Annotated in this window: 9 protein-coding genes and 1 tRNA gene; 9 read left to right on the top strand and 1 reads right to left on the bottom strand. The window is 45.5% G+C overall.

The features are described from left to right. Window positions 1-107: 107 nt before the first annotated feature. Window positions 108-184, top strand: a tRNA-Met gene (locus OQJ86_RS25370). 606 nt (window positions 185-790) lie between these two features. Here the strand turns inward: OQJ86_RS25370 and queG are convergent. Further along, window positions 791-1918, bottom strand: coding sequence for a tRNA epoxyqueuosine(34) reductase QueG (gene queG / locus OQJ86_RS25365; RefSeq protein ID WP_265991954.1), 1128 nt, complete (start codon window positions 1916-1918; stop codon window positions 791-793). A 297-nt stretch (window positions 1919-2215) separates the two neighbouring features. On the opposite strand from queG, the gene tsaE reads away from it, so the two are divergent. The 8 genes from tsaE to hflC all read left to right on the top strand — a co-directional run bounded on the left by tsaE (window position 2216) and on the right by hflC (window position 11380). Beyond that, window positions 2216-2680, top strand: coding sequence for a tRNA (adenosine(37)-N6)-threonylcarbamoyltransferase complex ATPase subunit type 1 TsaE (gene tsaE, locus OQJ86_RS25360; RefSeq protein WP_038872042.1), 465 nt, complete (start codon window positions 2216-2218; stop codon window positions 2678-2680). Next, complete coding sequence (locus tag OQJ86_RS25355) at window positions 2674-4395, top strand: LysM peptidoglycan-binding domain-containing protein (protein ID WP_042602755.1); 1722 nt, start codon at window positions 2674-2676, stop codon at window positions 4393-4395. Before tsaE ends, OQJ86_RS25355 begins: the two co-directional genes overlap by 7 nt. Window positions 4396-4413: 18 nt before the next feature. Then, window positions 4414-6432, top strand: coding sequence for a DNA mismatch repair endonuclease MutL (mutL, locus tag OQJ86_RS25350; protein WP_171375069.1), 2019 nt, complete (start codon window positions 4414-4416; stop codon window positions 6430-6432). Next, window positions 6429-7361, top strand: a complete 933-nt coding sequence (gene miaA / locus OQJ86_RS25345; protein WP_265991950.1) for a tRNA (adenosine(37)-N6)-dimethylallyltransferase MiaA — start codon at window positions 6429-6431, stop codon at window positions 7359-7361. Before mutL ends, miaA begins: the two co-directional genes overlap by 4 nt. Before the next feature lie 193 nt (window positions 7362-7554). Next, window positions 7555-7818, top strand: a complete 264-nt coding sequence (gene hfq, locus OQJ86_RS25340) for an RNA chaperone Hfq (RefSeq protein WP_005438329.1) — start codon at window positions 7555-7557, stop codon at window positions 7816-7818. Window positions 7819-7856: 38 nt separating this feature from the next. Then, window positions 7857-9146: a ribosome rescue GTPase HflX gene (gene hflX, locus OQJ86_RS25335; protein WP_265991939.1), complete on the top strand. Its 1290-nt coding sequence runs from the start codon at window positions 7857-7859 to the stop codon at window positions 9144-9146. Between the two features lie 45 nt (window positions 9147-9191). Next, window positions 9192-10397: an FtsH protease activity modulator HflK gene (gene hflK, locus OQJ86_RS25330; protein WP_038872033.1), complete on the top strand. Its 1206-nt coding sequence runs from the start codon at window positions 9192-9194 to the stop codon at window positions 10395-10397. A 2-nt stretch (window positions 10398-10399) separates the two neighbouring features. Next, window positions 10400-11380, top strand: a complete 981-nt coding sequence (gene hflC / locus OQJ86_RS25325; RefSeq protein WP_038872031.1) for a protease modulator HflC — start codon at window positions 10400-10402, stop codon at window positions 11378-11380. Window positions 11381-11491: the final 111 nt, after the last annotated feature.

The raw sequence follows: 11491 nt of genomic DNA, 5'->3' as shown, positions 1-11491 counted from the left end.
ACACTAGCTCAGTTGGTAGAGCGCAACCTTGCCAAGGTTGAGGTCACGAGTTCGAACCTCGTGTGTCGCTCCAGTTTCTATTATCGTATTAATCGATAATATACGGACGCGGGATGGAGCAGCTTGGTAGCTCGTCGGGCTCATAACCCGAAGGTCGTCGGTTCAAATCCGGCTCCCGCAACCAATTTTCAAGCGATAGTTTTAGTCACTAACTCAAACCATCGATGAATGTAACTCTATTTGCAATAGAGGTTACAGCCAGCCACATCGCTCTTTTCATAATGCTGAGAAGCATCAATCCCTGAAAAATAAAACTCTAATCCGCATCGAATGATGTCGGACGATTTCGTTTGTGTTTTAAACATGAGACGAGACGGCTGACCAATGAATATTCTGGTGTTCGGGGCGTTTTCACATCTTTAATTAACAGAGTTATCCACATATATCGTTCTGTGGATAAGTTGGTTGATAAAGTGTTTTCTGCTTGGGGTTTAAAGGTTGTAAAGAAAGATCTTTTCCAAATCTGACAGCGGCTAAACTTTTCATTAAACGCTTAAGTTGTTGTTATATATGGGAAAAGGTGCTTTTATTGCGGATCGGGTGCGTTAAATTTGGATCATTACTTTGTGTTTTTTTGATCCTAATCATTTCTTTAGGTTGTGTTTAACTTTTTTCTATAACCTATTTTCTCTCAATACTCTTATTTTTTTCCACATTACAGAATTGAGAACAAGGTCATGAATTGATCGGGCAAAAAATGTTTTCAATCTCTTGCATATGAGCTACGCATTTATGCGTCTCTTGGTAGGCCTTTTTCGACAATCCGGATTAACCGCTTTTTCTTCGTTTCTACCGAGTCGGACTCATTGGTCGGAAGCTGATTAATTTGTTGCGTCAATGCCCATTCGATATGTTCATCAAGCAATTCACTTTCGCCACGTCTGTTTTCCAGTGCTTCAATGATTTGTTGACTATATTCTGCATTGCCAAGTGCGACAGAAATATTACGCAGCCATTGAACATGACCAATTCGACGAATCGCCGATCCCTCCATTTGTTTAAGGAAGGTCGCTTCATCCCAATGAAACATTGTCAGTAAATCAGGTTCTTCAAAGCTGTCTCGGCGATGAAAGTCTTCTTGTTCCGTTAGTTCTGCGTATCGATTCCAAGGGCAGACTAATTGGCAGTCATCGCAACCATAAATTCGGTTGCCTATTGGCTTACGGAACTCTTCAGGAATCACGCCATCAAATTCGATGGTGAGATAAGAGATGCAGCGACGTGCATCCACTACCTTATCCTCAACGATTGCTTGAGTCGGGCAGGAAGTAATGCATGCTTTACATTTGTCACATTGATCGACGCTTGGTTCATCTACTGGCAATGGCAGGTCAATCAGCAATTCGCCAAGAAAGAACCAAGATCCACAGTCTTTATCTAAGATAAGTGAATGTTTGCCTGTCCAGCCTAGACCCGCTTTCTGAGCAAGAGGTCTTTCTAAGATAGGAGCAGAATCGACAAATGGACGATAGCCATACTGTCCTACTTCTTGTTCGATAAGCTTGCCAAGCTTATTCAGTTGCTTTCTTACTAGCTTGTGATAATCGCGTCCAAGCGCATAACGACTAATGTATGCGTGATTCTTGTTAGCTAAGTTGGAGGCGAAGTGGGCTTCCGGAGGTAGGTAGTTCATGCGTACGCTTATTACACGTACGGTTCCCAGCAAAAGTTCATCTGGTCTTGCGCGCATCATGCCATGACGGGCCATCCAATCCATTGAACCGTGATAGCCAGCATCAAGCCATTTTTGCAGAGCCGCCTCATGTTCACTAAGATCAACATCGCAGATACCGACTTTCTGAAAGCCGAGCTCTTTACCCCAAATTTTGATTTGTTGAGCGAGTTGTTCGAAGTTCATGTTTTATCACCGAGATAAAGGGGGGCGGATCTTACCGGATCTTACTCATTGGTGCTACCAGAAAGTCTAGACATAAAGTCGAGAAATAGATTTTGAAACAAAGTCATCGACTGTTGACTTTGATGTGACCAAATCTGTTTATGCATTCAATAGAATCAGGGAATTAGGATTTGTCTTTTTGACTACTTTTTTCGCATATATGACATTTGAGAGCTTGTCTCTCAAAACCAACACAGTTTACTATTCCTGTTCTTTTGATTTTTATATAGTCAACGATCATTAGTTAGAGATACATCAATGAGCACGAAACAATTTAATCTTAAAGATGAGCATGAAACGGTAGCACTTGGTACCGCATTAGCTCAGCTTTGTTCTCAACAAACCACTATTTATCTACACGGGGATCTGGGTGCGGGTAAAACAACATTTAGTCGTGGTTTTGTCCGTGCTCTTGGTCATCAAGGCAATGTAAAAAGTCCAACCTATACTTTGGTTGAACCTTATCAGTTGGATAAGTGGCAAGTTTATCACTTTGACCTTTATCGTCTTGCGGATCCTGAAGAACTTGAGTTCATGGGGATTCGTGATTATTTCACTGATGATGCGATTTGCTTAGTTGAATGGCCAGAAAAAGGGCAAGGATTGCTGCCACAGCCAGATCTTGATGTGGACATTCGTTACCAAGGCGAGCAGCGTGTAGCCGAATTAACGGCGAATAATGAATATGGTGTGCAGTTACTCAGTCAATTGGAGCTATGTTGAGTCTTTCAAAATTTAGAGCGGTGGCAGCGTTAGTTGCCACTTTTCTCCTTATCATCCCCAATTTAGCGTTTGCTAACGTTGTTAAAAGTTTCCGAGTATGGCCTTCACCTGATGAGACTCGTGTCGTCATCGATTTAAGCGCGGAAGCTGACTATTCCTATTTCTCTCTATCTGGGCCGGATCGCCTTGTTGTGGATCTCAAAAACACATCAATGCAAGCGAAGTTGCCTGTCACTGTGACGGATAGTCCAGTGTTGAAGCGAGTGCGCAAAAGCTCTCCGCCGAATAAAAACACTTACCGTTTGGTGTTTGAGTTGAAAAAAGGTGTTAAAGCCGAGTTGTTTACGCTCAGCCCGACACCGGGTGGTCAATATGGTCATCGTCTCGTCATTGACTTGCCACATGGCAAAAAGACAGCGACACCAGCGGCTAAGCCAAATAAGCCAACAACGACCAACAAAGACATGAGCACGGTACAGCGCGCTCAAGAAATTTTGATTGTGATCGACCCTGGTCATGGCGGTGAAGATCCTGGCTCTATTGGCCCATCTCGTCGTAAATACGAAAAAGACGCGGTACTGAGTATTTCTCGTAAACTGTCGGCGCAACTCAATGCCGTTCCGGGTATCAAAACTCGCATGACGCGTACCGGAGATTACTTCGTTAACTTGAACCGTCGTGTTGCGATTGCACGTGAAAATGATGCTCATCTGTTGATCTCAATTCACGCGGATGCCTTTACTTCACCAAAACCACGCGGTGGCTCTGTCTTCGTTTTGAATACACGCCGAGCAAACACAGAAATTTCTCGTTGGGTTGAAAACCACGAGAAACAGTCTGAGATCCTAGGTGGCTCTGGTACTGCGTTTGTCAGTAACACCAATGACCGCAATGTTAACCAGACATTGTTAGACCTTCAGTTCAGCCATTCTCAGAAAGAAGGTTACAAGTTGGCGACGAGTATTTTGGGGGAAATGGGCAAAGTCGCTCGTTTGCATAACTCAAAACCAATCAATACCAGTCTTGCGGTTTTACGCTCTCCACAGATCCCTTCAGTACTGGTTGAAACCGGCTTTATCTCGAACCCAACGGAAGAGAAGTTATTGTTCCAACGTGCTCACCAAGACAAGTTAGCGCGTGCGATCACTAAAGCCGTTGTTCAGTACTTAAAAGATAATCCACCAGAAGGTACGGTGTTCTCTTCTTCATCGAAGTCTGCTGTTCACACGGTAAAACGAGGTGAGTCTTTATCTGTGATTGCGCAAAAATACGGAACGTCGACCAAAGCCATCATGAGTGCGAATAAACTTAAATCTAGTGGTTTGGCGGTCGGTCAGAAGTTGAAGATTCCGGGCTCTGGTGCGGTTTCTATCTCGATTCCAAATAAACCTAATACGGTGGAAACTGAGACAATCACACACACGGTTAAATCAGGTGAGTTCCTCGGTAAGATCGCCAGTCATTACAAAGTGAAGATTGCCGATATTCGTCGTGAAAATAATCTGAAATCAGACACGGTTTGGGTCGGTCAGAAGCTGAAGATCACTGTCGCAGTGAAAGACAAGCCAATCCGCAAGCACAAAGTTGCTCGTGGTGAATACCTAGGTAAGATTGCATCGAAGTATGGCGTTAGCGTCTCAAGCATTCGTAAAGCAAACAACCTGCGTTCTGACGAGCTTGCCGTAGGACAGGTACTGATCATTCCAAACAAATAAGTGAGCTTATAACTCATCATGACCATTAAGATTTTGCCAGCTCGGTTGGCAAACCAAATCGCGGCAGGAGAAGTGGTTGAAAGACCCGCTTCTGTCGTGAAAGAACTGGTAGAAAACAGTCTCGACTCTGGCGCGACTCGAATCGATATCGATATCGAAAAAGGTGGCGCCAAGCTAATTCGCGTGCGCGATAACGGCAAAGGGATTGTTAAAGATGAGTTAGGTCTGGCGCTCAGTCGTCATGCCACCTCTAAGATCCACACATTGGACGATCTTGAAGCCATCATGAGTCTGGGTTTCCGTGGTGAGGCGTTAGCGAGTATCAGCTCGGTCTCGCGCCTTACCATGACTTCTCGCCCAGCAGCACAAGAACAAGCGTGGAGTGCTTACTCTGAAGGTCGAGATATGCAAGTTAAGCTCCAACCGACTGCACATCCGATAGGCACCTCGGTTGAAGTATTAGACCTATTTTTCAATACGCCGGCACGTCGCAAATTCCTTAGAACTGAAAAGACGGAATTCGCACACATTGATGAGCTTTTGAAGCGTATCGCACTGAGCCGCTTTGACGTTACCATCAACGTACGCCACAACGGCAAAATGATCCGTCAATACCGCGCGGCAAAGAACCAACTGCAAACTGAAAAGCGTATTGCGGCGGTATGTGGTAACGCCTTTGTGCGTAATATGCTGCGTATTGAACTGGAGCATCAAGGGTTGAAGCTTCACGGCTGGATCACGACGCCGGAGGGAGCAAGACAGCAAAGCGATTTGCAGTACTGTTATGTGAATGGGCGAATGATGCGTGACAAGTTGATCAATCATGCGATTCGCCAAAGCTATGAAACCAGCCTTAAGCCAGATCAGTTTGCTGCGTATGTGTTGTTTATTGAACTGGACCCACATCAAGTGGATGTGAACGTGCATCCAGCCAAGCATGAAGTACGTTTTCATCAAGCTCGTTTAGTGCATGACTTTATCTATCAAGCTTTGGCAGATGCGCTTGCGCAAAGCTCGGTGATTGATAAACCTCACGTCAACGAATCCGCGTTCCACCATGCCGACCCTGTTGAATCTTTTGAGGCAAGCACGGAAAATCAAGAACCAGTCAGCGCACCAGAGCCTGTGAATTCTCCTGTGCCAGAGCATGTCTATCAAGCGATTGATAACACTCCAGCTTATCCGGGGCGTTCAGACTATGAAACGAAACCTCGCGATAGGGCACCAAGTGATTCTTCTGTGCGAGAAGCACGTCCGGCGGATTCTTTCAGACGAACAGATTGGGTTGAATCAAAACCTGCGCCTAAACCAAGTTCTAACAGAGAGCAACGTCATGCAGAGCCTGCGCCAAGTAAACAAGAAGTGCGTGCTTATCATGAATTGCTTCAAACGCCAGACTTTGAGCCTCAAACTGAAACGATCGGAGAGGCGGTAAGCGTATCAACAGAGACAGAACTCTCTCCCGTTACGGCACTTAGCAAAGCTTTAGCCGTGGTGGACGAACAGTATGTGTTGATGAGCAGCGACAGTGGCGCAGCTTTGGTCGCGTTGCCAAGAGCGGAGTTTTATCGGACCAAAGGTCAGCTCACACCAAGTGACGGAGCGTTAAAAGCTCAACCGTTACTGGTACCATTATCGATCAAGTTGGAATCGAGCTTGGTTCAATTAGCACAAGATTATCAGCAAGATTTTGCTCAGCTTGGTATCCAGCTAAAATCACGAAATGATAAAGCGTTGATGGTCATGGGAGTACCGGCCCCGTTGCGCCAACAAAACTTACAAAATCTGATACCAGATCTGTTATCTTACGCGCAAACTCGCTTGACGGGAGAGATGGCAACGGCGTCGCTGTTATCTGAGCTGATTGATTGGCTTGCGTTGCAAGTCACAACGGTTAAGAGCCACTATACTCTCTCTGAAGCCATTCAAATTATTGCGGAACTTGAACAGCTAAGACATGGTCAATTGCCATTGGAAGACACCCACTTTGTGTCTGCTGTTGATTTCTCTGCCTCGATTGCCAAATTAAAGCCATGACAGACAAACTACCTTTGGCCCTCTTTTTGATGGGACCAACTGCATCAGGTAAAACAGAGCTCGCCATTCGCCTACGCCAAAAATATCCGGTTGAGATCATTAGCGTCGATTCCGCATTGATCTACAAGGACATGAATGTTGGTACGGCTAAACCTGATGAACGCGAACTGAGCCTAGCGCCGCATCGTCTTATTGATATCTTAGATCCTAGTGAATCTTACTCAGCGGCAGACTTTCGTCGTGATGCCCTACAAGCAATGGATGACATTGTTGCAGAAGGGAAAATTCCGCTCTTAGTCGGCGGTACCATGCTGTATTACAAAGCATTACTTGAAGGCCTATCACCTCTTCCTGCTGCAAATCCTGAAATTCGTCAGCAAATTGAGCAAGAAGCATTGACTAAAGGTTGGTCAGTGTTGCACGATGAGCTGAAAGAGATTGATCCTGTATCAGCTGCGAGAATCCATCCAAACGATCCTCAGCGTTTATCGAGGGCGTTGGAAGTTTTCCGCATTTCAGGTAAAACTCTTACTGAGTTGACTCAAACTAAAGGTGATAGCTTACCTTATCGAGTCAAACAGTTTGCAATAGCTCCCATGGACAGGGCAGAACTTCACCGTCGAATTGAGCTGCGCTTCGAGAAGATGATGGAAGCAGGTTTTGAAGAAGAAATGAAAGCGTTGTATGCGCGTGACGATCTTCACCCTGATCTTCCATCAATACGTTGTGTTGGTTACAGACAGATGTGGGAGTATTTAGACGGGGAGTGCACTCGTGATGAAGCTGTTTTTCGTGGCGTATGTGCAACTCGTCAATTGGCCAAGCGTCAAATCACCTGGTTACGCAGCTGGAATGATTTAACTTGGTTGGATAGCGACAACATTGAACAAGCACTCGAAACCATGTCAGAAGCAATAGCATCTGATTGAGATAGCTGTGTATAATGTGATCGTTTTTGCGTGATCGCACTCTCAAAGGATCTGTTATTGGCGGTTTTTATACTATGCTGCTAATTACTTAGGGTGCATTTTGATTCGTTTAGCTCAGATGCAAAAAGCAGTACCTTTTGCATTGCACCACTAGCTAAATAATTACAACTACAAATTAAATAAGGAAAATAAAATGGCTAAGGGGCAATCTCTACAAGACCCATTCCTAAATGCGCTACGTCGTGAGCGTATCCCGGTATCTATCTACCTTGTGAACGGTATTAAACTACAAGGTCAGATCGAATCTTTCGATCAATTCGTGATCCTGCTGAAAAACACTGTAAATCAAATGGTGTACAAGCACGCAATCTCTACCGTTGTTCCGGCTCGTCCAGTGAGCCACCACAGTGGTGATCGTCCTCAAGGTGATCGTCCACAAGAGAAATCTGAAGATTAATTCTTCATTTAGTATTGCTAAAATAAGGAGTTGATTGCTTGTTTGACCGTTATGAATCCGGTGAGCGAGCCGTACTTGTTCATATCAACTTCACGCAAGAAGGTGAATGGGAAGATCTGGCTGAGTTTGAAATGCTGGTTTCTTCCGCTGGGGTAGAGGCACTGCAAGTTGTAACTGGCAGTCGTCAATCCCCACACCCGAAATACTATGTCGGAGAGGGTAAGGCACAAGAAATTGCTACTGCGGTACAATTAACTGGTGCTGAAATTGTGATTTTTAATCACTCCCTCTCTCCTGCCCAAGAACGTAACCTCGAAGCACTGTGCAAATGTCGAGTCCTCGACCGCACTGGTCTCATCCTCGATATCTTTGCTCAACGAGCACGAACACACGAAGGTAAGCTGCAAGTAGAGCTAGCCCAACTTCGTCATATTTCTACTCGTTTGATTCGTGGTTGGACGCACCTTGAAAGGCAGAAAGGCGGCATCGGTCTACGTGGGCCGGGGGAAACTCAGTTAGAGACTGACCGTCGATTATTGCGTGACAGAATTAAAGCTATCCTTCGCCGTCTCGAAAAAGTTGCGAAGCAGCGTGAACAAGGGCGCCGCGCCCGAAATCGAGCAGAAATCCCAACGATTTCTCTTGTGGGTTACACCAACGCGGGTAAGTCGACACTCTTCAACCGCATTACAGAAGCTGGCGTTTACGCGGCAGATCAATTATTTGCTACTCTTGACCCAACTTTACGTAAGATAGAGTTAGACGATGTGGGGCCTGCAATTCTTGCAGATACCGTTGGATTTATCCGACATTTACCACATGATTTGGTTGCTGCCTTCAAAGCAACCTTGCAGGAAACGCAAGAAGCTGACATTTTGTTACATGTTGTTGATGCCAGTGACGAGCGTTTTCGTGAGAATATTCAAGCTGTTCATGAAGTATTAGAAGAGATCGACGCACATGAAGTGCCGACGCTCGTAGTAATGAACAAGATTGACAATCTAGAAGAGCAAAATCCTCGTATTGAACGTGATGAGGTAGGCATGCCTCGAGCGGTCTGGGTTTCTGCGATGGATGGATTGGGCATTGATCTCCTATTTGATGCGCTGACAGAACGTTTGGCGTCGCAAATGGTTGAGCATCAGTTGCGAATTCCTCCACAGTATCAAGGACGACTCCGTAGTACATTCTTCCAAATGAAGTGTATTCAACGTGAGGAATATGACCAGGAAGGTAACTTGTTGATCGATATTCGAATGCAACAGGTAGATTGGTCTAGACTTGAAAAAAGAGAAGGGGCAGTTTTAGTCGACTTTATAGTCACTTAAAGGACTGCTACAGTATAACGTCATATCAAATGATGGAGCTTTCTAATGGCGTGGAATGAGCCTGGAAATAACAACGGCAACAATGGCCGCGATAATGACCCTTGGGGTAATAATAATCGTGGTGGCCAGCGTCCTGGTGGCCGAGATCAAGGTCCGCCAGATTTAGATGAAGTGTTCAGCAAACTGAGTCAAAAGCTGGGTGGCAAATTTGGTAAAAAAGGCGGCGGCGGTGGTTCACCTATCGGCGGTGGTGGTAGTGCGATTGGCTTTGGTGTCATTGCAGTTATCGCGATTGCAGTATGGTTCTTCGCTGGCTTTTACACCATCGGTGAAGCAGAGCGCGGTGTCGTACTGCGTTTAGGTAAATACGACCGTATCGTAGACCCAGGTCTGAACTGGCGTCCTCGTTTCATTGATGAATACGAAGCGGTTAACGTACAAGCGATTCGTTCACTACGTGCATCAGGTCTAATGCTGACTAAAGATGAAAACGTAGTAACAGTAGCGATGGACGTTCAATACCGTGTTGCTGACCCATACAAATATCTATACCGCGTAACGAATGCTGATGACAGTTTGCGTCAAGCAACCGACTCAGCTCTGCGTGCAGTAATTGGTGACTCACTGATGGATAGCATCCTAACCAGTGGTCGTCAGCAAATCCGTCAAACAACGCAAGAAACACTGAATCAAATCATCGATAGCTACGATATGGGCATCGTGATTGTAGATGTGAACTTCCAGTCTGCACGTCCACCAGAGCAAGTGAAAGATGCGTTCGATGATGCAATTGCGGCACGTGAGGATGAAGAGCGTTTCATCCGTGAAGCAGAAGCTTACAAAAACGAAATCTTGCCGAAGGCAACAGGTCGAGCAGAGCGTTTGAAGAAAGAAGCACAAGGTTACAACGAGCGTGTGACGAACGAAGCGCTTGGTCAAGTGGCTCAGTTTGAAAAACTACTGCCTGAATACCTAGCGGCTCCTGGCGTAACTCGAGATCGTCTGTACATTGACGCAATGGAAGAAGTTTACTCAAGCACATCGAAAGTGCTGATCGACTCTGAATCCAGCGGCAACCTTCTTTACCTTCCAATTGATAAATTGGCAGGCCAAGATGGTCAATCAGACTCTAAACGTAAATCGAAATCGACTTCAACATACGACCACATTCAACTTGAATCTGAGCGTACTCAAGAAGACACTTCGAACACGCAGTCTCGTTCAACGGGTACACGTCAAGGGAGATACTAAGAATGCGTAAGTTAATGATCCCTGTACTGGTAATCGCTCTGGCATTAATGCTGATGTCACTGTTCGTGATTCCTGAAGGTGACCGCGGTATTGTGGTTCGATTTGGTCGTGTCTTGAAAGACAACAACGACATCACTCGTATTTACGAGCCGGGCCTGCACTTCAAAATGCCTTTGTTTGACCGCGTGAAAACACTAGATGCGCGTATCCAAACAATGGATGGTCGTGCTGACCGTTTCGTAACGTCTGAGAAAAAAGACGTAATCATTGATACCTACGTGAAGTGGCGTATCGAAGATTTCGGTCGTTACTACCTAGCAACAGGTGGCGGCAATACGCTGACTGCCGAGGCGCTTCTTGAGCGTAAGGTAACGGACGTACTACGTGCAGAAATCGGTGCTCGTGAAATCAAGCAAATCGTATCTGGTCCACGTAACAACGACGTACTTCCAGAAGACGCAACCAGCGAGGAAGTAAGTACTGAAGCAGCTCGTGAAGCATTGGAAATCGATGGTGAACGTGACCTAATCATGTCTGAAGTGTTGAAAGACACACGCGACAGCGCAATGAAAGATTTGGGTGTTCGCATCGTTGACTTCCGTATGAAGAAGATCAACCTACCAGATGAGATCAGTGAATCAATCTACCGTCGTATGCGTGCAGAACGTGAGTCGGTAGCTCGTAAGCACCGTTCTCAAGGTCGTGAGAAAGCCGAAGTTATCCGTGCACAAGCCGAGCTTGAAGTGGCAACAATTCTTGCAGAAGCAGACAAAACAGCTCGTGTAACACGAGGTGAGGCGGATGCAGAAGCTGCGAAGATCTATGCGAATGCTTACAACAAAGATCCTGAGTTCTTCAGCTTCCTTCGTTCTTTAAAAGCTTACGAGAAATCGTTCAGCTCTAAGAATGACATTCTTGTACTTGATCCGAAGAGTGAGTTCTTCCAGTACATGAATAACGCGAAAGGCGCAAAAGCTGAATAAGCGAATTGCTAAACGACAAAAGGCTCCTATATGGCTGTCTCTTATACACAAATCCCCAAGCTTGTAGCTTGGGGATTTTTTTTGAACTCTTTCAAGTGTGTGTGATCTGAT

The organism is Vibrio sp. Sgm 5 (assembly GCF_026241575.1).
GTDB lineage: Bacteria > Pseudomonadota > Gammaproteobacteria > Enterobacterales > Vibrionaceae > Vibrio > Vibrio jasicida.
The sequence above is the reverse complement of the archived record's forward strand: the minus strand, read 5'-3'. Positions and strand labels throughout refer to the sequence as shown.

What these genes read in the sequence shown, in the direction of transcription:
- queG (WP_265991954.1), bottom strand. Translation starts at nt 1,918, where the DNA reads ATGAACTTCGAACAACTCGCTCAACAAATCAAAATTTGGGGTAAAGAG.
- tsaE (WP_038872042.1), top strand. Translation starts at nt 2,216, where the DNA reads ATGAGCACGAAACAATTTAATCTTAAAGATGAGCATGAAACGGTAGCA.
- OQJ86_RS25355 (WP_042602755.1), top strand. Translation starts at nt 2,674, where the DNA reads ATGTTGAGTCTTTCAAAATTTAGAGCGGTGGCAGCGTTAGTTGCCACT.
- mutL (WP_171375069.1), top strand. Translation starts at nt 4,414, where the DNA reads ATGACCATTAAGATTTTGCCAGCTCGGTTGGCAAACCAAATCGCGGCA.
- miaA (WP_265991950.1), top strand. Translation starts at nt 6,429, where the DNA reads ATGACAGACAAACTACCTTTGGCCCTCTTTTTGATGGGACCAACTGCA.
- hfq (WP_005438329.1), top strand. Translation starts at nt 7,555, where the DNA reads ATGGCTAAGGGGCAATCTCTACAAGACCCATTCCTAAATGCGCTACGT.
- hflK (WP_038872033.1), top strand. Translation starts at nt 9,192, where the DNA reads ATGGCGTGGAATGAGCCTGGAAATAACAACGGCAACAATGGCCGCGAT.
- hflC (WP_038872031.1), top strand. Translation starts at nt 10,400, where the DNA reads ATGCGTAAGTTAATGATCCCTGTACTGGTAATCGCTCTGGCATTAATG.